Source organism: Streptomyces sp. NPDC102514 (assembly GCF_055584525.1).
Genome location: NZ_JBVJLW010000004.1, coordinates 284,247 through 306,937 on the forward strand (window position 1 = coordinate 284,247; position 22,691 = coordinate 306,937).

Annotated in this window: 20 protein-coding genes and 1 tRNA gene; 11 read left to right on the plus strand and 10 right to left on the minus strand. The window is 70.5% G+C overall.

Translation table 11 applies throughout. The features are described from left to right. Nucleotides 1-68: 68 nt before the first annotated feature. The 5 genes from ACZ60E_RS12655 to ACZ60E_RS12675 form a co-directional block, all read right to left on the minus strand. A complete protein-coding gene (locus ACZ60E_RS12655; protein ID WP_469439959.1) occupies nt 69-1,559 on the minus strand; it encodes a peptidoglycan D,D-transpeptidase FtsI family protein in 1,491 nt (496 codons plus the stop codon). Next, on the minus strand, nt 1,556-2,992 hold the full coding sequence (locus tag ACZ60E_RS12660) for an FtsW/RodA/SpoVE family cell cycle protein (protein ID WP_384803790.1): 1,437 nt from the start codon (nt 2,990-2,992) through the stop codon (nt 1,556-1,558). Before ACZ60E_RS12660 ends, ACZ60E_RS12655 begins: the two co-directional genes overlap by 4 nt. A gap of 26 nt (nt 2,993-3,018) precedes the next feature. Beyond that, entirely contained in the window at nt 3,019-4,593 is a 1,575-nt protein-coding gene (locus ACZ60E_RS12665; RefSeq protein ID WP_385833795.1) for a Stp1/IreP family PP2C-type Ser/Thr phosphatase, read from the minus strand. Between the two features lie 90 nt (nt 4,594-4,683). Then, a complete protein-coding gene (locus ACZ60E_RS12670) occupies nt 4,684-5,208 on the minus strand; it encodes an FHA domain-containing protein FhaB/FipA (protein WP_107017882.1) in 525 nt (174 codons plus the stop codon). A 10-nt stretch (nt 5,209-5,218) separates the two neighbouring features. Beyond that, the gene (locus ACZ60E_RS12675) at nt 5,219-6,076 is read right to left on the minus strand and encodes an FhaA domain-containing protein (RefSeq protein WP_384803786.1); all 858 of its coding nucleotides are present in this window, start codon (nt 6,074-6,076) and stop codon (nt 5,219-5,221) included. 512 nt (nt 6,077-6,588) lie between these two features. Between ACZ60E_RS12675 and ACZ60E_RS12680 the strand changes: the two genes are divergently transcribed. Beyond that, a tRNA-Leu gene (locus tag ACZ60E_RS12680) sits at nt 6,589-6,675 on the plus strand. A 1,329-nt stretch (nt 6,676-8,004) separates the two neighbouring features. Next, complete coding sequence (locus ACZ60E_RS12685) at nt 8,005-8,673, plus strand: NAD-dependent epimerase/dehydratase family protein (RefSeq protein WP_469439963.1); 669 nt, start codon at nt 8,005-8,007, stop codon at nt 8,671-8,673. A 76-nt stretch (nt 8,674-8,749) separates the two neighbouring features. Here the strand turns inward: ACZ60E_RS12685 and ACZ60E_RS12690 are convergent, their stop codons facing one another. After that, entirely contained in the window at nt 8,750-9,409 is a 660-nt protein-coding gene (locus tag ACZ60E_RS12690) for an FMN-dependent NADH-azoreductase (protein WP_384803781.1), read from the minus strand. Between the two features lie 218 nt (nt 9,410-9,627). On the opposite strand from ACZ60E_RS12690, the gene ACZ60E_RS12695 reads away from it, so the two are divergent. The 4 genes from ACZ60E_RS12695 (at nt 9,628) to ACZ60E_RS12710 (ending at nt 13,324) form a co-directional block, all read left to right on the plus strand. Next, nucleotides 9,628-9,999 carry a winged helix-turn-helix transcriptional regulator gene (locus ACZ60E_RS12695; RefSeq protein ID WP_248778333.1) on the plus strand — a complete coding sequence of 124 codons (372 nt, stop codon included), beginning with the start codon at nt 9,628-9,630 and terminating at the stop codon, nt 9,997-9,999. A gap of 163 nt (nt 10,000-10,162) precedes the next feature. Continuing rightward, nucleotides 10,163-11,593 carry a DUF2252 domain-containing protein gene (locus ACZ60E_RS12700; RefSeq protein ID WP_469440456.1) on the plus strand — a complete coding sequence of 477 codons (1,431 nt, stop codon included), beginning with the start codon at nt 10,163-10,165 and terminating at the stop codon, nt 11,591-11,593. A 458-nt stretch (nt 11,594-12,051) separates the two neighbouring features. Continuing rightward, nucleotides 12,052-12,861 carry a J domain-containing protein gene (locus ACZ60E_RS12705; protein WP_469440458.1) on the plus strand — a complete coding sequence of 270 codons (810 nt, stop codon included), beginning with the start codon at nt 12,052-12,054 and terminating at the stop codon, nt 12,859-12,861. A gap of 133 nt (nt 12,862-12,994) precedes the next feature. Next, nucleotides 12,995-13,324, plus strand: a complete 330-nt coding sequence (locus ACZ60E_RS12710) for a rhodanese-like domain-containing protein (RefSeq protein WP_107017886.1) — start codon at nt 12,995-12,997, stop codon at nt 13,322-13,324. A 31-nt stretch (nt 13,325-13,355) separates the two neighbouring features. Here the strand turns inward: ACZ60E_RS12710 and ACZ60E_RS12715 are convergent, their stop codons facing one another. Both ACZ60E_RS12715 and ACZ60E_RS12720 read right to left on the minus strand, forming a co-directional pair. Beyond that, the gene (locus ACZ60E_RS12715; protein WP_469439966.1) at nt 13,356-14,492 is read right to left on the minus strand and encodes an acyl-CoA dehydrogenase family protein; all 1,137 of its coding nucleotides are present in this window, start codon (nt 14,490-14,492) and stop codon (nt 13,356-13,358) included. Nucleotides 14,493-14,554: 62 nt separating this feature from the next. Beyond that, nucleotides 14,555-14,845, minus strand: a complete 291-nt coding sequence (locus ACZ60E_RS12720; protein ID WP_469440461.1) for a hypothetical protein — start codon at nt 14,843-14,845, stop codon at nt 14,555-14,557. On the opposite strand from ACZ60E_RS12720, the gene ACZ60E_RS12725 reads away from it, so the two are divergent. The 3 genes from ACZ60E_RS12725 to ACZ60E_RS12735 are packed head-to-tail and all read left to right on the plus strand — an operon-like array spanning nt 14,749 to nt 17,923. Further along, a complete protein-coding gene (locus ACZ60E_RS12725) occupies nt 14,749-15,600 on the plus strand; it encodes a DUF5819 family protein (protein ID WP_469440463.1) in 852 nt (283 codons plus the stop codon). The two genes, ACZ60E_RS12720 and ACZ60E_RS12725, sit on opposite strands and share 97 nt — an antisense overlap. Further along, nucleotides 15,597-17,177 (plus strand): HTTM domain-containing protein, encoded by a 1,581-nt coding sequence (locus ACZ60E_RS12730; protein WP_469439968.1) that lies wholly within the window; start codon nt 15,597-15,599, stop codon nt 17,175-17,177. The genes ACZ60E_RS12725 and ACZ60E_RS12730 overlap by 4 nt, the downstream gene beginning before the upstream one ends. Beyond that, nucleotides 17,174-17,923 carry a TrmH family RNA methyltransferase gene (locus ACZ60E_RS12735; RefSeq protein WP_469439970.1) on the plus strand — a complete coding sequence of 250 codons (750 nt, stop codon included), beginning with the start codon at nt 17,174-17,176 and terminating at the stop codon, nt 17,921-17,923. Before ACZ60E_RS12730 ends, ACZ60E_RS12735 begins: the two co-directional genes overlap by 4 nt. Nucleotides 17,924-18,115: 192 nt before the next feature. On the opposite strand, the gene paaN is transcribed toward ACZ60E_RS12735, so the two are convergent. Then, complete coding sequence (paaN, locus tag ACZ60E_RS12740; protein ID WP_469439972.1) at nt 18,116-19,822, minus strand: phenylacetic acid degradation protein PaaN; 1,707 nt, start codon at nt 19,820-19,822, stop codon at nt 18,116-18,118. A 169-nt stretch (nt 19,823-19,991) separates the two neighbouring features. Between paaN and ACZ60E_RS12745 the strand changes: the two genes are divergently transcribed. Further along, entirely contained in the window at nt 19,992-21,506 is a 1,515-nt protein-coding gene (locus tag ACZ60E_RS12745) for a 3-hydroxyacyl-CoA dehydrogenase (RefSeq protein ID WP_384803758.1), read from the plus strand. Further along, the gene (locus ACZ60E_RS12750; RefSeq protein ID WP_469439975.1) at nt 21,503-22,093 is read left to right on the plus strand and encodes a TetR/AcrR family transcriptional regulator; all 591 of its coding nucleotides are present in this window, start codon (nt 21,503-21,505) and stop codon (nt 22,091-22,093) included. The genes ACZ60E_RS12745 and ACZ60E_RS12750 overlap by 4 nt, the downstream gene beginning before the upstream one ends. A 52-nt stretch (nt 22,094-22,145) precedes the next feature. Here ACZ60E_RS12750 and ACZ60E_RS12755 read toward each other — a convergent pair whose 3' ends face one another. After that, the gene (locus ACZ60E_RS12755; RefSeq protein WP_453794478.1) at nt 22,146-22,631 is read right to left on the minus strand and encodes an Lrp/AsnC family transcriptional regulator; all 486 of its coding nucleotides are present in this window, start codon (nt 22,629-22,631) and stop codon (nt 22,146-22,148) included. Nucleotides 22,632-22,691 lie beyond the last annotated feature (60 nt).

Sequence of the window (22,691 nt, forward strand, 5' to 3'; positions counted from 1 at the left end):
CCACAACCGTCACCCGATACAGGACCGGTATCGCAACGTGCACCGATGTGAAGGGGACGTGAGCGGGGTCACTTCTTGCTGTCGATGACTGCCTTCATCACGTCCCTCGCGATCGGAGCGGCGAGACCACCGCCGGAGATGTCGTCACGGTTGGCGCTCTCGTCCTCGACCACCACGGCGACGGCGACCGGAGAGCTGCCGTCGTCGAGCTTCGCGTACGAGATGAACCAGGCGTACGGGTTCTCGCTGTTGTCGACACCGCGCTGGGCGGTACCGGTCTTGCCGCCGACGGTGACACCGGCCTCGTTGATGTCGCCCTTGGTGCCGGTGCCCTCCTTGACGACCGTCTCCATGATCGACTGAAGGATCTGGGCGTTCTTCTCGGAGAGCGGCTCGCTCATCTTCTCGGGGTCGGTCTGCTCGATGACGTCGAGGCTCGGCGCCTGGAGCTTGTCGACCATGTAGGGCTTCATGAGCGTGCCGTCGTTGGCCACGGCCGAGGCGACCATCGCCATCTGCAGCGGAGTCGTCGCGGTCTCGAACTGACCGATCGAGCTGAGCGCGGTCTGCGGCCGGTCCATCTTCTCGGGGAAGTTGGAGGCGCTGGAGCGGATCGGTACGAACTGCTCCTCGTTGAAGCCGAACTTCTTGGCCGTCTCCAACATGTCCTCCTTGCCGACGTCGACGCCGAGCTTGCCGAAGACGGTGTTGCAGGACACGCGCAGCGCCTCGCGCAGCGTCGCGTTCTTGCAGGGGATGTTCCCCTCGTTCTTCAGCTCGGTGGTGGTGTCCGGCAGGGTGTACGGAAGAGGGGAGTCGGTTTTCTCATCGGCACTGTCGACGACGCCGTGCTCCAGCGCCGCCGCGGCCGTGACGACCTTGAAGGTCGACCCGGGCGGGTAGATCTCGCGCAGCGCCCGGTTCTGCATCGGGTCGTCCTTGTTGTTCTTCTTTTGGAGCTTGGTCCAGGCGCTGCCGTCGACCTTGGTGGAGTTCCCGGCGAACGTCGAGGGGTCGTACGAGGGGGTGGAGGCCAGCGCCAGGATCGCGCCGGTCTCCGGGTCGATCGCGGCGACGGCGCCCTTGCCCTGCTTCAGCAGACCCTTGTACGCGGCCTTCTGCGCGGCGGCGTTCAGCGTCGTGATGACGTTGCCGCCCTCCTGCTTCTTGCCGGTGATCATGTCGAGCGTGCGGCGGAAGAAGAGCCGGTCGTCGTTGCCGGTGAGGATGCCGTCCTCGATGCTCTCCAGCTGCGTGGCGCCGAAGGCCTGCGAGGCGTAGCCCGTGACGGGGGCCCACATCGCGCCGTCCTTGTAGGTGCGCTTGTACTCGAAGTCGTTGAAGTCGTCGCCGTTCGTCTTGGCGGACCCGGTGATCGGGTTGCCGTCGACGATGATGTTGCCGCGCGGTGTCGCGTAGCGCGCGATGGCGACGCGGCGGTTCTTCGTGTCGTCCTTCAGCGAGTCGGCCTGGACGTACTGGATCCAGTTGTCGCGGACGAGCAGGGCGAGGACGAGGAGCCCGCAGAAGATCGCGATCCGGCGCAGGGGCTTGTTCACGGTCGGACCACCTGGGTCATCTCGGCGTCGGGGTTGGGTGCGGGGGCCGGCGCGGGCCGGCGGGCGGTGTCGCTGATGCGGATCAGGATGCCGATGAGTGCCCAGTTGGCGATGACGGACGAACCTCCGTACGCCAGGAACGGCATCGTCATACCGGTGAGCGGGATCAGGCCCATGACGCCGCCGGCGACCACGAACACCTGGAGGGCGAAGGCGCCCGAGAGGCCGATGGCGAGCAGCTTGCCGAAGGGGTCGCGGGCGGCGAGGGCGGTGCGTACGCCGCGCTCCACGATCAGGCCGTACATCAGCAGGATCGCCATCACGCCGGCCAGGCCCAGCTCCTCGCCGAAGGTGGCGAGGATGAAGTCGGAGTTGGCGGCGAAGCCGATGAGGTCGGAGTTGCCCTGGCCGAGCCCGGTGCCGAGGGTGCCGCCGGACCCGAAGGCCCACAGCGCCTGCATGGACTGCTCGGTGTGGCCGAAGACGCCCTGCTGGCTGAGCTCGTACTCGCGCATCGGGTCGAGCCAGGCCTGGACGCGCTGCTGGACGTGCGACTCGAAGGAGGCCACGCCGACGGCGCCCGCCGCGGACATCAGCATGCCGAAGACGATCCAGCTGGTCCGCTCGGTGGCGACGTACAGCATGATCACGAACATGCCGAAGAAGAGCAGCGAGGTACCGAGGTCGGTCTCGAAGACCAGGATCAGGATGGAGATGATCCAGACGACGATGATCGGGCCCAGGTCGCGTCCGCGCGGCAGGTAGATGCCCATGAAGCGGCGGCTGGCCAGGGCGAGCGCGTCGCGCTTCACCATGAGATAGCCGGCGAAGAAGATCGCGAGGACGATCTTCGCGAACTCACCGGGCTGGATGGTGAATCCGGCGATCGAGATCCAGATCCTGGCGCCGAAGACGTTCAGGCCGAGGCCCGGGACCAGCGGCAGGAGCAGCAGGATCAGCGCGCCGACCATGGAGATGTACGTGTAGCGCTGCAGGACGCGGTGGTCCTTGAGGAACACCAGTACGACCACGAAGAGGGCCACGCCCAGCGCGGAGTACAGCAGCTGGCGGGGGGCGGCCTCGACGAACGTACTGCTCGCCTGCAGCCGCTTGGACTGGTCCAGGCGCCAGATGACGACCAGACCGATGCCGTTCAGCAGCGTCGCCAGCGGCAGCAGCAGCGGGTCCGCGTACGGCGCGAACTTTCGTACGACGACATGGCCGACGGCCGCGAGCAGGCCGAGGCCGAGCCCGTAGCTCAGCAGGCCCGGCGGCACCGAGTCATTGATGGCCAGCCCGACGTTGGCGTAGGCGAACACCGGGATGACCACGGCGAACACGAGCAGCGCGAGCTCGGTGTTGCGCCGGCTCGGTGTGCCGATCGAGCCGATCGTGGACGTGTGGTGCGTCGACGTGTTGGAAGTACTGCTCATCGTGTGACAGGGCCCCTCACGGCTGCTTACTGCTTACCGCACAGCGAGACCAGCTTCTGCTCTTCGTCGGAGAGGCTGGGGCCGGGTGTCGGAGTGGGTGCGGTCGTGGACTTGGACGGGTCGGGTGACGGCGACTTGTCTCCCGTGGGGGTCGGCGTCGGTGTGGCCTTGGACGCGGCGGAGGTCCGAGTGGTTCCCGTGACCCCGCCGGCCTCTCCCTCGCCGGTCTTCGCGTTCTGCTTGCTCTCGGCCTCGCGTCGGTCGGCGTCCTTCTTGCACGCGGACGCCTGCGTCTGCAGCTCGTCGATCTTCGAGCGGGCGTCGTTCAGACCGCCCTCGGTGATCGTCGCCTCGACCTGCTTCTGCTGGTAGGGCGGCAGGTACTTGAGTTCGATCTCGGGGTGGTCCTTCTCCACCTTCGAGAGCGAGACCCAGGCGAGGTCCTGGCTGATGCCGCGGTACAGGGCGACGTGCTCGTCCTTGGCGCCCACGTAGTACTGCGTCTGGGTCCAGCGGTAGCCGCCGTACAGCCCGCCGCCGATGACGCCGAGCGCGAGCACGATGTAGAAGGATCTCTTCAGCCACTTCCGGCCGGAGCGCGGCTTGACGAAGTCCTCGTCGGAGTAGTCGCCGAACCCTCCGGTGGGTACGTAACCGGTGGCGTCGCCGCTGCCGGGCGGGCCGAACTCGCCGCCGCCGCCCTGTCCCGGGACCTGACGGCCGAGGTTGGAGGCACGGCCGGCGGGCGTCTGCATGGCGCCGTTGTCGTGCAGCTGGTGCTGGTTCTCGGCGACCGCGCCCACGACGACCGGGGTGTCGGAGAGCTGCCCCGCGAGGGTGTCCCCGCCGTCGATGTCGAGGACGTCGGCCACGATGACGGTGATGTTGTCGGGGCCGCCGCCGCGCAGCGCGAGCTCGATCAGCTGCTGAACGGTCTCCTGGGGGCCCTGGTAGCTGGCGAGGGTGTCCTCCATCGTCTGATGGGAGACGACGCCCGAGAGCCCGTCGGAGCAGATCAGGTACCGGTCGCCGGCGCGGACCTCACGGATGGAGAGATCGGGCTCGACGTGGTCGCCGCTGCCCAGCGCGCGCATGAGGAGCGACCTCTGCGGGTGGGTGGTGGCCTCTTCCTCCGTGATGCGCCCCTCGTCGACGAGGCGCTGCACCCACGTGTGGTCCTGCGTGATCTGCGTGAGCACGCCGTCCCGCAGCAGGTACGCACGCGAGTCGCCCACGTGCACGAGACCGAGGCGCTGACCGGTCCACAGGAGGGCGGTGAGGGTCGTCCCCATGCCTTCGAGCTGGGGGTCCTCCTCGACCATCATCCTGAGCTGGTCGTTGGCGCGCTGCACGGCCGTGCCGAGCGAGGTGAGGATGTCGGAGCCGGGCACGTCGTCGTCGAGCGCGACGATCGTGGAGATCACCTCGGACGAGGCGACCTCCCCGGCGGCCTGGCCGCCCATCCCGTCCGCGATCGCGAGCAGCCGCGGTCCGGCGTAACCGGAGTCCTCGTTGCCCTCTCGGATCATGCCTTTGTGCGATCCGGCGGCGAAGCGCAGTGACAGACTCATGCGCACCTCGCCCGTCGGCTCCGGGTACATCCGCACGGTGCCCACCCTCCGGTCGGGAGCGCGCCGGGGTCCGTCGTGGGGACCGCCGCTGCTCGCTCGCTCCGCTCGCTCATTGTCGTACTACTTCCGCAGCTCGATGACGGTCTTGCCGATGCGGATCGGCGCGCCCAGCGGAACCGGCGTGGGGGTCGTCAGTCGGGTCCGGTCGAGATACGTGCCGTTGGTGGACCCGAGATCCTCGACGATCCACTGGCCGTCACGGTCCGGGTAGATCCTGGCATGCCTGCTGGATGCGTAGTCGTCGTCCAGCACGATGGTGCTGTCGTGTGCGCGCCCCAGCGTGATGGTCTGTCCCTGAAGGGCAACGGTCGTGCCCGTGAGGATGCCCTCCGAGACGACCAGCTTGGTGGGAGCGCCACGGCGCTGACGGCCGCCGCCACTGGGCGCCGCCTGCTGTCGTTGCGGTGGCGGTGCGCTCTGGCGCGCAGCGGCCTGCTGCGGCCTCTGGGCTTCCCGTCGCGACCCGCGCTGTGTGACACGCGTTCCGAACAGGTCGCTGCGGATGACCTGCACGGCCACGATCACGAACAGCCACAGTACGGCCAGGAAACCCAGCCGCATGACCGTGAGGGTCAGCTCTGACATTGCCCCCGCTTCACCCTTCGGCTTGCCGGTAAATGATGGTGGTGCTGCCCACGACGATCCGCGAGCCGTCGCGGAGCGTAGCGCGGGTGGTGTGCTGCCCGTCCACCACGATGCCGTTGGTGGACCCAAGATCCTGGACGGTCGAGGGCGTTCCGGTCCGGATCTCACAGTGCCGGCGTGAGACGCCGGGGTCGTCGATCCGCACGTCGGCTTCGGTGCTGCGGCCCAGCACGAGCGTCGGGCGGGAGATCTGATGGCGGGTGCCGTTGACCTCGATCCAGTGCCGCGTACGTCCACCCGGCTGCGGGGCCGCGGCGGGCCGCTGGCCCGCGGGTGCGGCGCCAGGACGTCCGCCGGGCGGCGGTGCGGCAGGCATGGGCGGAGCGGCCGCGGGCGGATAGCCGTAGCCACCGGGCTGGCCGCCCGCTTGGCCCCGGGCTGCCGCCGGGGGCGGGCCCGCGGGGGCGCGCTCGGGAGCGCCCTGCTGGTTGGCGGAGGAGGCGAGCGTACGACTGCGGACCCGGTACAGGCCCGTGTCGAGGTCGTCCGCCTTCTCCAGGTGGACCTTGATGGTGCCCATGAACGTGTAGCGCTGCTGCTTGGCGTAGTCGCGCACCATGCCGGCCAGCTCGTCGCCGAGCTGGCCCGAGTAGGGGCTGAGACGCTCGAAGTCCGGCGTGCTCAGCTCCACGATGAAGTCGTTGGGGACCACGGTGCGGTCCCGGTTCCAGATGGTGGCGTTGTTGTCGCACTCGCGCTGGAGCGCTCCAGCGATCTCCACCGGCTGGACCTCGGACTTGAACACCTTGGCGAAGGTGCCGTTGACCAGACCTTCGAGGCGTTGCTCGAACTTCTTCAGGACTCCCATGGGGCACCTCCTCCTGTGTCGTCGCCCTGGTACTGCTTACTGATCGTATCCACGCGCCGGGAAATCGGCTGGTTCCCCCTGTCGGCCCGGTCGACGGATGTCGACGCCCACTGAAGTCCCCTCCCGCTGTTCCCGCCGAAGTCCCTCTTCGAACTCCCCCGAGGCACTCCGTATGGGAAGGATCGTAGAGGCGGCTTCACCACAGTGTCCCGCACGCGGCAGTGGACCCCGGCCCCCTGACGGGGAGATGGCCGGGACCGGTACGAGGTTGATACGTGAACCGGTTCCGCTTGGTACGTGGCAGCCGGGGCCGGTGGGATCCGGGGCGCCACGGGAGTCGGTCCTGCTGGTGACGGCGTGGTGACGCGGAGGCCGGCCGCCGGGCCGCGGACCTCCTGGCGGGCTCCCGCCGCCCTCGGAAACGGATGTGAATCCACCCCCTCCAGCGTGCTAATCTTCTCGATGTCGGAAGGCGCTCACCCACCTGGTGAGAGACGGATGACACACCCAATGCGCGGGTGGCGGAATAGGCAGACGCGCTGGATTCAGGTTCCAGTGCCCGAAAGGGCGTGGGGGTTCAACTCCCCCCTCGCGCACCAGCAGAGACGGGTCTCCGTCAGAACGAAAGTTCTGACGGGGGCCCGTTTCTCGTTACCCCGCCGTCCCGCTGTCGCATCGTCCCGCAGCCGGACTCCACTCCTACCGGTGACATGGCACGGCCCTGGCGGTGAGGTATCTCACGGCTGGGGCTTTCTGTGTTCTGTGGGGTGCCTGGGGTCTCTGGAGTGGTCGATGTGGGTGCGTTGGCCGGGCCGGGAGCTGGGGGGGCGTCCGGGGTGACCGGAGGGCGGTTCGATGGGCTGGTGGTCGGAGAAGCGACTCAGCTTGTCAGCGGAATACCACTTGATCACTCAAGTCGGTGAAGCGTCCCATCATCCAGAAACATGATCGACGGGACGGAGTTCATTCCGGTCGGAAGAGATTCACCGCCGGAGGGGATTGTTCATGGCCGCGCTTTATCGATCCAGGCATTACCTGGCCGCTGCTGCTTGCCGCTGGCGTCTGCGCCCTCGTACTGACGAGTCCCTCGACGCCGGAGGCCGGCGCAGTCGGGTCTACACCGGTCCGGACCTTTGAGGACGGCGTCGGGGTCATGGCGATGCAGCACCGGCAAGATCGGCTGGACGTCCCGAGGGCGGACGCCCCCGAGTGCAAGATCGATCCGTTGCGGAACAACTCTCCCCGGACGCTGCCTCGTTATGGAAAGGCGTGTGCGCACCTTTACGTCACCGGGGTGCGGCGAGTGAGTCGGTGACGGCACATTACGAAGTGAGCTGTTCTTGATCGATCAACAGCGAGAGTGCGGGCGAGAGCGTGGGCGGGGGCGGTCGGGGAAGTCGCGACGGCGTTCGGTCGAGATTGCCGCGTTCTTGGCGGGCCTCGTGGCGACCTTCGCCTTCTTCGCCTTCTTTCCCGGGCTTCCGCACGTCATCGACTGGGGGGCGATCGTCGTCTCCCTCCTGGTGGGGGCGCTCGCCCGATGGGTCTGCCGGCGCTGGACGGAAAGGGGCAACACAGGGTCCCCGCGTCCTTGAGGGGCGCGAGGAACGGCGCGATCGGCCACCGCGCGCCCGCAGTTGCCGCACAGCCGACGCGCGCTCCGACCGATTCACGGTCCCCGCGCGGAGGCTCGACGGTGACGTATCTCACGGTCAAAAGGGCCTAGGGCGTGTCCGCGAAGTTCCGTCGTCTGCCCGGAGGACAGGACCAGCGGCGTCTGGTCTGTGCTCTGGGGCCCCTGCCGGAGGCTGGGAGAGCGTGCCAGGCGTCGCGGGGTTGGGGCCACCTCCCGTCCGGAGGCCGAGGGCGGGACGTGGCGGACACGGCCTAGGGTGCCTGTCCGGACTACGTGGTGGGAGTGGGGCTCTGTGAAAGTGATCCTCTTCGGGGCGACCGGGATGGTCGGGCGCGGGGTTCTGCGGGAGTGTCTCCGGGACGCGGCGGTCGAGAGCGTGCTCGTGATCGGCCGTACGACGGTGGGAGTCACGCATCCGAAACTGCGCGAGATCGTCCGGGCCGACCTCACCGACCTCGACGGCCTGGAGGGCGAACTCTCCGGGTACGACGCCTGCTTCTTCTGCCTCGGCGTCTCCTCGGCGGGCATGAAGGAGGCCGCGTACCGCGAGGTCACGTACGACCTCACGCTCTCCGTGGCGCGCACACTGGCCGCGTCGAGTCCGGGGCTGACCTTCTGTTACGTGTCGGGGCAGGGGACCGACAGCTCAGCGCGCGGGCGGGTGATGTGGGCGCGGGTCAAGGGGGAGACGGAGAACGCGCTGCTGGCGCTGGACGGCGTGGACGCGTACATGTTCCGGCCGGGGCTCATCCAGCCGCTGCACGGGATCACGTCCAAGACGCGGGTCTACCGGGTCGTCTACGCGGCGACCGGGCGTCTGCTGCCCCTCCTGCGGAAGCTCGCGCCCCGCTGGATCACCACTACGGAGCAGGTGGGTCTGGCGATGGTCGCCGTGGCTCGCGGCGAGTCCGGGGTCCGGGTGCTGGAGACCGAGGAGATCAACAGGCTCGCGGGGGCGTGACAAGCGCCCCGCCCGCGGTGGCGGGGCGGGGCGCGCGTCCATGCGGCCGGGCGCTGGTGCCGGCAGGTGCCAGGCGTCAGGCGGCCTTCGGGGCCAGCTGCTCGGCGAGGGTCCGGCCCTTCGCGGCCGCGTCCTCAAGCGCCTTGTCGCGGGACGCCTCGAAGAGCGGGACCAGGTCGGCCAGCGCCGGCATGTGCGGGGCCATCGTGAGCTCCGGGACGATGAACTCGACGTCCAGGCCAAGCATGTCCTTGAGGACGGCCCCCAGGTAGTTCTGTACGTACTCGTAGCCCTCGCGGGGCGTGCCGGGACCGTAGGCGCCGCCGCGGCTGGCCACGATGGTGACCGGGGTGCCCTTGGCGGACTGGGTGTCGCCCGCGGTGCGGCCGACGACGATCACGTTGTCCAGCCAGGCCTTCAGGGTCGACGGGATCGAGAAGTTGTACATGGGCGCGCCGATCAGGACGGCGTCCGCCTGCTCCAGTTCCTCGATGAACTCCAGGCGCGCGGCGAAGGCCGCGGCCTGCTCCGGGGTGTGCTCCGACGGGTCGGCGAAGACGGCGCTGTGGGCGTCGGCGGTGATGTGCGGGACCGGGTGCGCGGAGAGGTCGCGGTAGATCACGGTGCCCTCCGGGTGCTGCTCCTCCCAGGCCTTGCGGAAGGCGTCCGTGACGGAGCGGGACGCCGAGGCGGAACCGGGAAGGACGGACGAGTCCACGTGCAGCAGGGTGGCCATGGGGTTCTCCATCTGAGGTGTTCGGAGGCTCGGACTGCGGGTGTTCGCAGGGGTTCGAAAGGGGTGTGAAAGGGGTGCGCGCGCCGAAGAGGGCGCTGTTGTCGTGGGCGAGCCGGGTCAGGGCCCGCCCACGGCTGTGCTTTTTCGTTCGTAACTATGAATAACACAGGAGCTTACTTTTTTTCATCCCCATACGGGGCGGCAAGTACCCTGAAGGCATGGCGGTCCAGGAAAACCACGACGCTGCGTCGTGCAGACGGGTCGACGACGGCATCACCCGTGTCTTCCAGGTGATCGGAAAGCGCTGGACGGGCCCGATCGTGGCCGTGCTCATGCCTGCCCCCGTGCACTTCGCCGACCTGCGCCGGGCCATCCCCGGCATCAGCGAGCGCATGCTCTCCGACCGCCTCACCGAGCTGGCGGGCCTCGGAGTCGTGGTGCGAGAGGTCGACGAGGGGCCGCCGCTGCGCGTCTCCTACCGGCTGACGGAGGCCGGTTCCGCGCTGGAGCCCGCGCTCAGGGAACTGGGCATGTGGGCGGAGAAGTACCTGCTGGAGGACGGCGGTTGCGCGGAGCAGTTCCGGAAGTAGCGGAGCGTTCCGAACCTCGTCCTCCCCATTGAGCTGGGGTGTTGTCCACAGTCGCGGAGTTGTCCACAGGGGCTCACGCGAATCGGCGCCCGGCGGTACGGTCGTCCCGAGTTGATGTTCGGGTGCGGGGGAGGCGGTTCGAGTGAGTGAGACCGGTGGAGCGGTGGCCGGAGCGGCCGGAGTGACCGGAGTGACCGGAGTGACCGGGACGGCGAGGATTCCGGTGGTGCGCGGGTTCGCGCGGTGGCCGGCGGAGGACTCGGCCAAGAAAGAGGGCAAGGCCCTCCGGGCACGCGTCCCGCGCGGCGCGCACGCGTCGCTCGAAACGAACGGCGACCGCCCGGACGCGGTGACGGCCGTGGAGGAGTCCGGCCGGGGCCGGATAGCCGAGCTCACACCGATTCGGGTGGGCAGGATGGCGGCCACCCCCTTCGCCTTCCTGCGCGGTTCGGCCGGCCTCATGGCGTACGACCTGGCGCGTACGCCCGTGACGGGCATCGGCGCCCAGATCTGCGGCGACGCGCACGCGGGCAACTTCGGCCTGTACGGGGACGCGCGCGGCGGCCTCGTCATCGACCTGAACGACTTCGACGAGACGGTGCGGGGGCCGTGGGAGTGGGACCTCAAGCGACTGGCGACCTCGCTGGTGCTCGCCGCGCGCGAGGCGGGAGCGGACGAGGACACCTGCCGCAAGGCCGCGCACTTCACGGCCGGTTCCTACCGGCGCACGATGCGACTGCTCGCCAAGCTCCCGGCCCTGGACGCGTGGAACGCCATCGCGGACGAGGAGTTGGTCTCCCACGCGGACGCGCACGATCTGCTCGGCACCCTGGAGCGGGTCTCGGAGAAGGCGCGGTCCAACACCAGCGGACGGTTCGCGGCGAAGTCGACGGAAGAGGTCGAGGGCGGCGGGCGCCACTTCGTCGACGCCCCGCCGGTGCTGCGCCGGGTCCCGGACGGCGAGGCCTCCGCGGTGGCGCTGGCGCTGGAGGAGTACCTGGGCACGCTCTCCCCGGACCGGCTCCCGCTCCTCGCCCAGTACGCGGTGCACGATGTCGCCTTCCGGGTGGTCGGCACCGGCAGCGTGGGCACCCGTTCGTACGTGGTGCTGCTGCTGGACCACCGTGACGAGCCGCTCGTCCTCCAGGTGAAGGAGGCCCGCGCGTCCGTCCTGGTACCGCACCTGAAGACGGCGGGTCTCCCACTGCCGGAGGCCGAGCACGAGGGCCGCCGGGTCGTCCACGGCCAGAAGCGCATGCAGGTCGTCAGCGACAACCTGCTGGGCTGGACCACGGTCGACGGACGCCCCTTCCAGGTACGGCAGTTCCGCAACCGCAAGGGCAGCGTGGACCCCGCGGCGCTGGCCGCGGACCAGATAGACGACTACGCGCGGATGACGGGGGCGCTGCTGGCGCGGGCCCACGCGCACAGCGCCGATCCGCGGCTGGTCTCGGGCTACTGCGGCAAGAACGAGGAACTGGACGAGGCGATAGCCGCCTTCTCGGTGGCGTACGCGGACCGGACCGAGGCCGACCACGCGGAGCTGGTGTCGGCCGTGCGCTCGGGGCGGATCGCGGGGGAGCTGGGGGTCTGAGCAGGCGCGGGCCGCTCTCGCGCGGGCCGTCCCTGCTTCGGCCGGGGCAGGTTCGGGTGGCGGATGGAGCTGTGGCCTAGGCTGGGCGGGTGACGACCCCGGAAGCTGAGCAGTCCCCGTCCGAGCCGCCGTCCGAGCCCTCCGCGGAGCCGGTCGCCGGTGAATCGCGTGCCGGTGCGGCCGGTGAGGCCGATGCCGAGGCGGCCCCCGCTGGTACGGGTGCCGAGTCGCCTGTCGGCGGAGGTGCCGACGCGGGTGTCGGCGCAGGCACCGAGTCGGCTGTCGCGGCCGGTGACGAGTCGTCCGCGGATGCCGGTGCCGAGGCCGGTGCCGGGGTCCGTACCGAGGCCGGTGACGCGTCGGTCGATGAGGCCGGTGTCGCCGCGGACGCGGGCTCGGGCGCGGATGCGGGCTCGGGCGCCGGTGCGTCGGCGGGTGCCGTCGGGGACGGCGAGCCCGTGGCTGGTGCCGTGAGTGACGAGGGCGAGCGGCCCGAGGAGCGGCTTGAGCGGGCCGTACGTGCGGCCGAGCAGGCGTTGATCGAGTTCGAGATCGCGGTGGAGACGTTCCGGGTCGAGGTGGAGAACTTCTCCCGGCTGCACCACCAGCGGCTCGGCCCGATGTACTCGCGGCTCGACGAGCTTGAAGCGCAGATCGCCGAGGCGCGGGCCGCGAGCACCGGTGACCCGGAGGACGTGCGCAAGGCGAAGGAGGCCCGGGCCAGGGTCATGCCGATGCCGGGCATAGAGGAGCTGTTCCACGACTGGCTCGACTCGGACGGCCTGTCCCCGGAGGCCTCGGCAATGCTGACCGATCAGCCGGTGCGTCCGCCGCAGCGGGTGCGGCCGAGCGACGAGGCCCGCAAGCTCTACCGGGAACTCGTCCGCAAGGCCCACCCCGACCTGGCGCAGGACGACACGGAGCGCGCGCGGCGCGACGAGTTCATCTCCCGCGTCAACGCCGCCTACGGCCGCGGGGACGAGGTCCTGCTCCGGGAGCTGTCCGAGGAGTGGGCCGCGGGACCGGTCGCGGAGGAGTGGCGGCCGAGCCGCAGCGAGGAGCTGTACGCCCGCCTCGAATGGCTCGCCCAGCGCAAGGAACTGCTCGCGCTCGTGGCCCGCGACCTGGAGGAGAGCGCGATCGGCGGCATGCTCAAGATCGCGCCTGACGACCCCGACCGGCTGCTGGAGGAGATCGCCGAGCAGCTGCTCACGCAGGTGAGCGAGCGGGAAGCGGAGCTGGCGGGCCTGCTCGGCAGCGGTGCTTGATCACTCGGTTCGCGCGGTGACGGGTGCTCTGCCGTCCGCGGGCCGGTGGGGGCTGATCGCGCAGTTCCCCGCGCCCCTGAAAGGTGCGGGTGCGCCCCTTGGTAGCGTCGGGGGCATGAGTTTCGGAGCTGGTGTGCCCACGGTCGAGGTCGGGGATCTCGCGGACGGAGACTTCCTGCTGGACGTCCGGGAGGACGACGAGTGGCAGGCGGGTCACGCCGAAGGGGCCCTGCACATCCCCATCAGCGAATTCGTGGCCCGCTACGGCGAGTTGACCGAGGCGGCCCCGCAGGACGGCAGGGTCAACGTGATCTGCCGCTCCGGCGGCCGGTCGGCGCAGGTCGCCATGTATCTGAACCAGCAGGGCGTCGACGCGGTGAACGTCGCCGGCGGTATGCAGGTCTGGGCGGCCAAGGGCCGCCCCGTGGTGAACACGGAGGGGCAGCCGGGGTTCGTGCTGTAGCGGGGCGGCCCTCGGCCGGGGCCCGCCCCCCTTAGCCCAGGGGGTGGGCCGCCAGCAGGTCGCCCAGCGCCTCCTCGTGTGCCGCCGCCGGGCCGAGCGACAGCTCCAGGTGCTTGGCCCAGGCGTGGTACCGGTGCAGCGAGTAGTCGGTGTCCGCGCCGAAGCCCCCGTGCAGATGCTGCGCGGTCTGCACGACCCGGCGTACGCCTTCGGAGGCCCAGACCTTGGCGACGGCCACGTCACCGGACGCGGGCAGCGCTCCGCCCGCCCCCGTGCTGATCCGCCACGCGGCCTGCCAGAGGGTCGCCTCCATCGCGCGCAGATCGATGTAGCGGTCGGCGGCCTGTACGGCTACGGCCTGGAACGTGGCGACCGGGAAGCCGAACTGCTCCCGCTTGCCGGTGTATTCGCTCGTCATGTCCAGGACCCGCTCGCCCAGCCCGAGGGCCAGGGCGCACGTTCCGGTGGCGAGCAGGTTCCGCAGCCACTCCCACGCGCCGTCGGCGTCGATGACGTCACGGGCGGGGATCCGTACGGAATCCAGGTGGAGTTCACCGAGCAGTTCGCCCGTCGTCGAGATCTGCCCGGCGAGCGTCGCGCCCTGCTGGTCACGGGGCACGAGGGCGAGTACGGAGCGGCCCGTGCCGGTGCTCAGCGCGGGTACGAGGACGAAGTCGGCGTTCCGCGCCCAGGGAACGGCCGTCTGCAGCCCGTCCAGCACCCACGCGCCGTCCTCCTGCCGTGCGGTGACGGCGAGTTCGGCGCCGTCGTGTCCGGTGCGTCCGTTCGCGGCGACCGTCAGGACCAGCTCGCCCCGGCCGGCCCGTGAGAGCAGGTCGGTCTTCAACTCCTCGCCGCCGTAGGTCTGTACGGCCACGGCGGCGGCCGTGCTCTCCAGCAGCGGCACCCTGGCGAGTACCTTCGCCGATTCCCGCAGCACCAGGCACAGGGCGACGGCGTCCAGACCGGCGCCGCCGTGGCGCGCGTCGAGCAGCAGGCTCAGCAGGTCCGCGTCGGCGAGCCGGGACCACAGCGCACGGTCGAAGTCGTCCGCGACGGCGCCCGCGGTGAGCGCGGGACTCGGTACGCCGTCCGGCGCTACCCCTGCGAAGACCGCCTTCGCCGCCTCCACGGCCGCCTGCTGTTCCTCGGTGAAGGTGAAGTCCACGGTCCCGTCCTCCCGGTCGGTCTGACACGTCGGTCCGGCGGAGCGTCAAGATAGAACAGGTTCTACAAAAAGGGAACGACGGCGGGCCGTAAGGTGTCCACCGCTCCGCTGTGCCCCCTGGGCTGTGCCGGGCGGGTGGGGCTGAGTACCGTTCCGGTGCGGCCGTCGCCGTCGCGGCACGGGCGGCGGCAATCGGGCAGACATGGGGAAACGGGGCGCAATGGATGCGTACGACGAGGGCGCGGACGCCCGTCCCGTGGCGGGCGAGCCCCCGGAGGCTCCCTCGGCCACTCCCGTTCCGGCCGCAGACCCACTCCCCGCAGGTCCGCCCCCCGCAGATCCGCCCCTCGCAGATCCGCTTCAGGCCGGCTCCCCTCCCCCCGTCGGCCCTTCCTCCGCCGGTCCTCCCCCTGAAGGCCCTGCCCCTGTGGGCATCGCCGCACTCTCCCTCCCCTTTCAGATCGCCGTGGCCCTCGCGTTCGCGCTCGTCGCGCTGGTCGCCTGTGTGCACCTCGGCATGGTCTTCCTGCATGTCGCGCCGTCGAACACGGTCACCAAGCAGCACGGGCAGGCGATCGACGAGTGGATCTACCCGGAGTTCGAGCAGAACTGGAAGCTCTTCGCGCCCAACCCGCTGCAGCAGAACATCGCGGTCCAGGTCCGGGCCGAGGTGAAGAGCATGGACGGCGGCATCAGGACGACCCGCTGGTACGACCTCTCCGCACTGGACGGCAAGGCCATCGACGGCAATCTGCTGCCCAGCCACACCGAGCAGAACGAACTGCGCCGGGCCTGGGACTTCTTCGCGGCCACGCACGACAACGCGAACCGACCGAACGGTCTGCGCGGCGATCTCTCCGAGCGCTATCTGCGCCGCATCGCGGTTCTGCGCCTCGACCGTGAGGGGGCGGGCGGCCGGGGAGCCGTCGTCCAGCAGGTCCAGGTCCGTTCCCGTACGACCAATGTGCCGCCGCCGGAGTGGAGCCAGGAGCAGGTGTCCGACAAGCCCGTCCTGCGCCAGCTGCCCTGGTGGCCGGTGTCGGACACCGACCGGGCGGCCGGGACCAGGCCCGTGGACTCCACGGAAACGGCGGCGAGCGCCCGATGAGCGAGCACGAGAGCACCCCGGTGAGCGATCAGGACAGCGGTCCGGCGAGGGAGCACGACGGCACCGCCGTGAGCGATCGGCCCGGCGGCCCGGTGGGCGCCCCGGAGCAGCCCCGGCCGGCACGCAGTCCCGGCCGGGAGCGGCTGGCCGGACGGATCAGCCGTTTCGACCGCAAGCACCGGCTCGACCGGAAGCTGGGGCACGCCGTCTCGCGCCTCACCGGCCAGGCTCTGGGGCCGTACCAGACCGCGGTGATCCGCATAGGTTTCGCCGGGACCTGGCTGCTCTTCCTGCTGCGGGAGTTCCCGCACCGGCAGGAGATGTACGGGCCCGACGGACCCTGGAGCTGGGACCTGGCCCAGCAGCTCATCGCGAGCAACCACGCCTTCACCGTCCTGATGTGGGCCGACAGCCAGGTCTGGTTCGAGATCGTCTTCGGGTTCGCCGTGCTCTCCGCGGCCCTGTTCATGCTCGGCTGGCGCACCCGCACCATGTCCGTGCTCTTCCTGCTCGGGGTGCTCTCCCTCCAGAACCGCAGCATCTTCATGGGGGACGGCGGCGACAACGTCATCCACCTGATGGCGATCTACCTCGTGTTCACCCGCTGCGGCCAGGTGTGGTCGCTGGACGCGCGGCGCGAACGCCGGGCGGCGGCGGCACGCGCGCGTGGCGGTCATGAAGGGCGCGAGGGGTACGAGGAGTACGAGGGGCATCCCGAGGCGGGCCGGGGCGGTCGTCGGCCTGACCGGGTCGGGGTCGTTCTGTGGGCCGTGTTCGGTCTCGCCCTGGCGGCCGTCACGCTCGCGGGGAAGATCGACGGCGGAGTGCTGGGCGGCTGGCGGACGATCTACTGGGGACTGTGGGCGCTCCAGGCCCTGTGGTGGCTGGCAGGCCGGTACGCCGCCCGGAGCGACCAGCCGCGGATCCTCCTCGACGTCGTCGCCAACCTCGTCCACAACGCGGCCCTCTTCGTGATCATGGCCGAGGCGTGTCTGATCTACGCGACCGCCGGCTGGTACAAGATCCAGGGCTCGCGCTGGCAGGACGGCACGGCCGTGTACTACCCGCTGCACCTGGACTACTTCTCCCCCTGGCCCGTCCTGTCCGACGTCCTGTCCGCGAGCGGCACCATGGTGATGCTGGTGACGTACGGGACGGTGGTCGCGCAGGTCGCCTTCCCCTTCACGCTGTTCAACCGGCGGGTGAAGAACGTCCTGCTGGCGGTCATGATGACCGAGCACGCCGTGATCGCCGTGGTGCTGGGCCTGCCGTTCTTCTCCCTCGCGATGATCGCCGCCGACGCGGTCTTCCTGCCGACGTCCTTCCTGCGCCGCCTCGGCGGCTGGGCCGCCCGCGCGCGTGAGTGGCTGGTCTCCAGGGTCTCCAGGGTCTCCAGGGTCTCCGGCAGCTCCCGGTTCGGGCGCCTCGGGCGGGCGCTGCCGGGGCCGCGCGAGGACTCCGGGGAGGAGTCTGGTGAGTCGGGCGGGCCGGGTGCGGAAGCGGGCGACGAACCGGGTGAGGGGGACCCGCGTCCCCCGAAGGCGGCCGATCACCCGCACGTAGGCTTCACGGCATGACGGAACCCCGCGACCGCGAGCCTCTGAGCGCCTGGCACCGGCTCGCCGACACCGCTGTGCTGCTCGACGGCTTCCACGTCCTCAAGCACGCGCTGCGCTTCGACGCGGAGGTCCCGGTGGCCGTCACCACGGACCGGACGGCCGCGCTCGCCCTCGCGGACGAGCTGGCCCCGGACGTACGGGAGACGCTGGACGTCCTCCTGGCGGAGGTCCCGGAGGCCGTCTACCGGGCGCTCGTACCGCGTCCGCACCCCACGGGGGTGGCCGCACTGGCGGTACGGCCCTCACGTGACGCCAACCTGCGGGCGCTGGCCCGTATGCCCCGTACCGCGCCGGTGATCGTTCTCGACCAGCCGCGCAATCTCGGGAACGCCGGGGCGGTGATCCGGCTCGCGGCCGGGTTCGGGGCGACCGGGGTCGTCACGACCGGGACGCTCGATCCGTGGCATCCCACGGTCGTACGGGGTGGGGCGGGGTTGCACTTCGCCACGGCCGTCGAGCGGCTGGCCGTGGACGAGTTGCCCTCCGGGCCGGTGTTCGCGCTTGATCCGGAGGGGGCGGATGTTCGGGAGCTGAAGCTTCCCGATGATGCGGTTCTTGCCTTCGGCTCGGAGCGGAGTGGGTTGTCGGGGGAACTGCGTGCGCGTGTCGACCACTTGGTGTCTTTGCCCATGCGGCCTCAGGTGTCGAGTTACAACCTCGCCACCAGTGTGGCCATGGCGTTGTTCCACTGGAGTGCGTCGTAGGGGCGCGTGGGTGGGTGCGGGTCCGCTGTGGCTGGCGCGCAGTTCCCCGCGCCCCTGAAGGCGTGTTCGGCTGCGGGGCCGTTGTGGCTGGTCGCGCAGTTCCTCGCGCCCCTTGAACGCGTGGTTGGCTGACGGTTCGTCGTGGTTGAGCGCGCAGTTCCTCGCGCCCCTTACGGGGGCGCTCTGCGGGGGCTACGCCTTCGTGTGGTGTTCGCTTCGGATTTCCACTACTCGGAAGCGGTTGGAGACGAATGCTCCGTCGCACAGGGCGGCGTTGGCCGCCGGGTTGCCGCCCGAGCCGTGGAAGTCGGAGAAGGCGGCCGTCTGGTTGACGTACACCCCGCCCGTCAGGTTCAGGGAGAGCTGGGCCGCCTCGTCCAGGCACGCCTCCCGGACGGCTTCCTCGACCTCGTCCGAGGTCGTGTACGCGCCGACGGTCATCGCGCCCTTCTCACGGACGGTGCGGCGCAGCAGCTCCACCGCTTCCGCCGCCGAGTCGACCGCGACGGCGAACGAGACCGGACCGAAGCACTCGCTCATGTAGGCGGCCTGGTCGTCCGGCTTGCCCCCGTCGAGCTTCACGATCACCGGTGTGCGGACCACTGCGTCGGGGAAGTCCGGGTTCGTGATCTCCCGTGAGGCGAGGGCGACTTCGCCCAGGCCGGCCGCCGCTTCGACGCGGGCCTTCACGTCCGGGTTCACGATCGCGCCCAGCAGGGCGTTCGCCCGGGCGTCGTCCCCGAGGAGCCCGTCGACGGCCCTCGCGAGGTCGGCGACCACCTCGTCGTACGACTTGGGGCCCTCCTCCGTACGGATGCCGGCGCGCGGGACGAGGAAGTTCTGCGGGGTCGTGCACATCTGGCCGCTGTAGAGGGACAGGGAGAAGGCGAGGTTCGACAGCATTCCCTTGTAGTCGTCGGTCGACTCCACGATCACCGTGTTGACGCCGGCCTTCTCCGTGTAGACCTGCGCCTGGCGGGCGTTGGTCTCCAGCCAGTCCCCGAACGCCGTCGAGCCGGTGTAGTCGATGATCCGGATCTCGGGGCGGGTGGCCAGGGTCTTGGCGATGCCCTCGCCGGGCCGCTCGGCGGCCAGCGCCACCAGGTTCGGGTCGAAGCCCGCCCCGGCGAGCACCTCGCGGGCCACCTGGACGGTGAGCGCCAGCGGAAGGACCGCGCGCGGGTGGGGCTTCACCAGTACCGCGTTGCCCGTGGCCAGGGAGGCGAACAGGCCCGGATAGCCGTTCCACGTGGGGAAGGTGTTGCAGCCGATCAGCAGCGCGACCCCGCGCGGCACCGGCGTGAACTGCTTGGTCAGCGCGAGCGGGTCGCGCTTGCCCTGGGGCTTCGTCCACTCCGCCGTGTCGGGCGTGCGGACCTGCTCCACGTACGCGTACGCCACCGCCTCCATGCCGCGGTCCTGCGCGTGCGGGCCGCCCGCCTGGAACGCCATCATGAAAGCCTGGCCGCTGGTGTGCATGACCGCGAGCGCGAACTCGTGCGTGCGGTCGCTGATCCGCTTGAGGATCTCCAGACACACCACCGCGCGGGTCTCCGCGCCCGCGTCGCGCCACGCGCGCTGCCCGGCGCGCATGGCGGGCAGCAGTGTGTCGACGTCCGCGTGCGGGTACGTGACGCCCAGCTCGACCCCGTACGGCGAGACCTCGCTGCCCACCCAGTCGTCGGTGCCGGGCTGGTCCAGGTCGAGCCGGCCGCCCAGCAGGGCGTCGAAGGCGGCCTTGCCCTCGGCCATTCCCAGGCTGCCGTTCTCCCCGTACGCCTTGGGGTGTTCGGGGTGCGGCGACCAGTACGCGCGTGTGCGCATCGCCTCCAGCGCCTGGTCGAGGGTCGGCCGGTGCTTGGCGACGAGCTCGTGCGCGGTCAGTGCGGCGGCGGCCATGCGGAACCATCTCCTCGTTTCATGAACTCTTCGTCGGGCTCAGGACCTGGCAGATCCTGCTCATGACCTGGGCAGAAACAGCCGGACAGAGTTAGAGTAACCGAACGATCGGTCGGGACAAGGGGGTCCGCTGAACCTGTGGAAAACCCCGTGCGGGAGGATCGCGAGCATGACAGCACTCGACCTCGCCGGCCCCGTGGCCGTCGTCGGCACCGGCACCATGGGCCAGGGCATCGCCCAGGTCGCGCTCGTCGCGGGCCACCCCGTGCGGCTGTACGACACCGCGCCCGGCCGTGCCCGGGCGGCGGCCGAAGAGATCGGCGCCCGGCTCGACCGGCTCGTCGAGAAGGACCGGCTCACCGGCGCCGAGCGCGACGCCGCGCGTGCCCGGCTGCACCCCGCCGAGACCCTCGCCGAACTCGCCGACTCGGGGCTCGTCCTCGAAGCCGTCCTGGAGCGACTGGACGTCAAACAGCAGCTGTTGCGCGAGCTGGAGGACATCGTCCCGGACGACTGCCTGCTCGCCACCAACACCTCCTCCCTGTCGGTGACCGCGATCGGCGGCGCCCTGCGCAACCCCGGCCGTTTCGTCGGGCTGCACTTCTTCAACCCCGCGCCGCTGCTGCCCCTCGTGGAGGTCGTCTCCGGGTTCGCGACCGACGTCACGTCGGCCACGCGCGCGTACGAGCTGGCCCGCGCCTGGGGGAAGACCCCGGTCGCCTGCGCCGACACCCCGGGTTTCATCGTCAACCGCATCGCGCGGCCCTTCTACGCCGAGGCCTTCGCGGTCTACGAGGCCCAGGCCGCCGACCCCGCGACGATCGACGCGGTGCTGCGCGAGTCGGGCGGCTTCCGGATGGGGGCCTTCGAACTGACCGACCTCATCGGCCAGGACGTCAACGAGTCCGTCACGCGCTCCGTGTGGGAGGCCTTCTTCCAGGACGTGCGCTTCACCCCCTCGCTGGCCCAGCGGCGGCTCGTCGAGTCGGGCCGCCACGGCCGCAAGACGGGGCACGGCTGGTACGACTACGGCGACGAGGGCGAGCGGCCCGAGCCGCACACCGCGGAGAAGGTCCAGCCGCCCGCGTACGTCGTCGCCGAGGGTGATCTGGGCCCCGCCTCCGAATTGCTCGCGCTGATCCGCGAGGCGGGCATCCAGGTCCGCGAGGACGAGGAGGACCACGGCACGCGCCTGGTCCTGCCGAGCGGCGGCCAACTGGCCCTCGCGGACGGCCAGACCGCCGTCGAGTTCCGTGACGTCGTCTACTTCGACCTGGCCCTCGACTACCGCAGGGCGACCCGGATCGCCCTGTCCCACTCGCAGGACACCCAGACGCAGACCCTCGCCGAGGCCACCGGGCTCTTCCAGGCGCTCGGCAAGGACGTCAGCGTCATCGGGGACGTGCCCGGCCTGATCGTCGCCCGCACGGTGGCCCGCATCGTCGACCTCGCGCACGACGCCGTCGCCAAGGGGGTCGCCACCGAGGAGGACATCGACACGGCGATGCGCCAGGGCGTCAGCTACCCGCTGGGCCCCTTCGAGTGGAGCCGCAGGCTCGGCCGGAGCTGGGCCTACGACGTCCTGGACGACCTGCACATGCGCGACCCGTCGGGGCGGTACGCGCCGTCCCTCGCGCTCTACCGCCACGCGTACGCCTCGGAAAAGCGGGAGGGCACCCCATGACCACCGCCAAGCGCGACACGTACACGCCGGAGACGCTGCTCTCCGTGGCCGTGCGGGTCTTCAACGAGCGCGGCTACGACGGCACCTCCATGGAGCACCTCTCCAGGGCGGCCGGCATCTCCAAGTCGTCGATCTACCACCACGTCACGGGCAAGGAGGAGCTGCTGCGCCGGGCCGTCAGCCGGGCGCTCGACGGCCTCTTCGGGATCCTCGACGAGGAGCACGCGCGCGAGGGGCGTGCCGTGGAGCGCCTGGAGTACGTCACCCGGCGCATGGTTGAGGTCCTCACCGCCGAACTGCCGTACGTGACGCTGCTGCTGCGCGTGCGCGGCAACACCGACACCGAGCGCTGGGCCCTGGCCCGGCGCCGGGACTTCGACCACGAGGTGGCCGCGCTCCTGAAGGCGGCGGCGGCCGACGGGGACGTACGCGCCGACCTGGAGGTCCGGCTCGCGACGCGGCTGGTCTTCGGGATGATCAACTCGATAGTCGAGTGGTACCGCCCGGACGGGCGGGGCATGGGCGAACGCGAGGTCGCCGACGCGGTGGTGCTGATGGTCTTCGGGGGACTCAGACAGGCGGGCTGAGCGGGATCCCGCGGGGCGCGTGGGCCGGACGGCGCGCCCCCGCCCGCCCCGCTCACCCCTGCGGTTCCAGGTCCTCCTCCTCGAACACCAGCAGCGTTCGGGTGCTGAGCACCTCGGGGATGGCCTGGAGCCGGGTGAGGACCAGTTCGCGCAGGGCCCTGTTGTCCGGTGTGTGCACCAGCAGCAGGACGTCGAAGTCACCGCCCACCAGTGCGATGTGGGACGCCCCGGGGAGCCTCGTGAGCTGCTCGCGGACCGTGCGCCAGGTGTTCTGCACGATCTTCAGCGTGATGTAGGCCGAGGTGCCGTGTCCCGCGCGCTCGTGGTCGACCCGGGCGCCGAAGCCGCGGATCACACCGTCCTCGACGAGGCGGTTGATCCGCGCGTAGGCGTTGGCACGGGACACATGGACCCGCTCGGCGACCGACCGTATCGAGGCGCGGCCGTCCGCCTGGAGCATCTGGAGAATGTCCTGATCGATGGAGTCGAGCGGACGCGGCGGCGGCAGGGCCGCACCGGGGTCCGGTCCCTCGGCCATTTGTTCAGGTGCCATGTCCCCCCGCCTCCCTACCATGGACGTACTGCATCCATCTCAGGC

Excerpts from the sequence above, each read along its gene's own strand:
- ACZ60E_RS12660 (WP_384803790.1), bottom strand. The coding sequence starts at position 2,992 with ATGAGCAGTACTTCCAACACGTCGACGCACCACACGTCCACGATCGGC.
- ACZ60E_RS12665 (WP_385833795.1), bottom strand. The coding sequence starts at position 4,593 with ATGTACCCGGAGCCGACGGGCGAGGTGCGCATGAGTCTGTCACTGCGC.
- ACZ60E_RS12670 (WP_107017882.1), bottom strand. The coding sequence starts at position 5,208 with ATGTCAGAGCTGACCCTCACGGTCATGCGGCTGGGTTTCCTGGCCGTA.
- ACZ60E_RS12675 (WP_384803786.1), bottom strand. The coding sequence starts at position 6,076 with ATGGGAGTCCTGAAGAAGTTCGAGCAACGCCTCGAAGGTCTGGTCAAC.
- ACZ60E_RS12690 (WP_384803781.1), bottom strand. The coding sequence starts at position 9,409 with ATGGCCACCCTGCTGCACGTGGACTCGTCCGTCCTTCCCGGTTCCGCC.
- ACZ60E_RS12695 (WP_248778333.1), top strand. The coding sequence starts at position 9,628 with ATGGCGGTCCAGGAAAACCACGACGCTGCGTCGTGCAGACGGGTCGAC.
- ACZ60E_RS12730 (WP_469439968.1), top strand. The coding sequence starts at position 15,597 with ATGAGCGAGCACGAGAGCACCCCGGTGAGCGATCAGGACAGCGGTCCG.
- ACZ60E_RS12735 (WP_469439970.1), top strand. The coding sequence starts at position 17,174 with ATGACGGAACCCCGCGACCGCGAGCCTCTGAGCGCCTGGCACCGGCTC.
- paaN (WP_469439972.1), bottom strand. The coding sequence starts at position 19,822 with ATGGCCGCCGCCGCACTGACCGCGCACGAGCTCGTCGCCAAGCACCGG.
- ACZ60E_RS12745 (WP_384803758.1), top strand. The coding sequence starts at position 19,992 with ATGACAGCACTCGACCTCGCCGGCCCCGTGGCCGTCGTCGGCACCGGC.
- ACZ60E_RS12750 (WP_469439975.1), top strand. The coding sequence starts at position 21,503 with ATGACCACCGCCAAGCGCGACACGTACACGCCGGAGACGCTGCTCTCC.
- ACZ60E_RS12755 (WP_453794478.1), bottom strand. The coding sequence starts at position 22,631 with ATGGCCGAGGGACCGGACCCCGGTGCGGCCCTGCCGCCGCCGCGTCCG.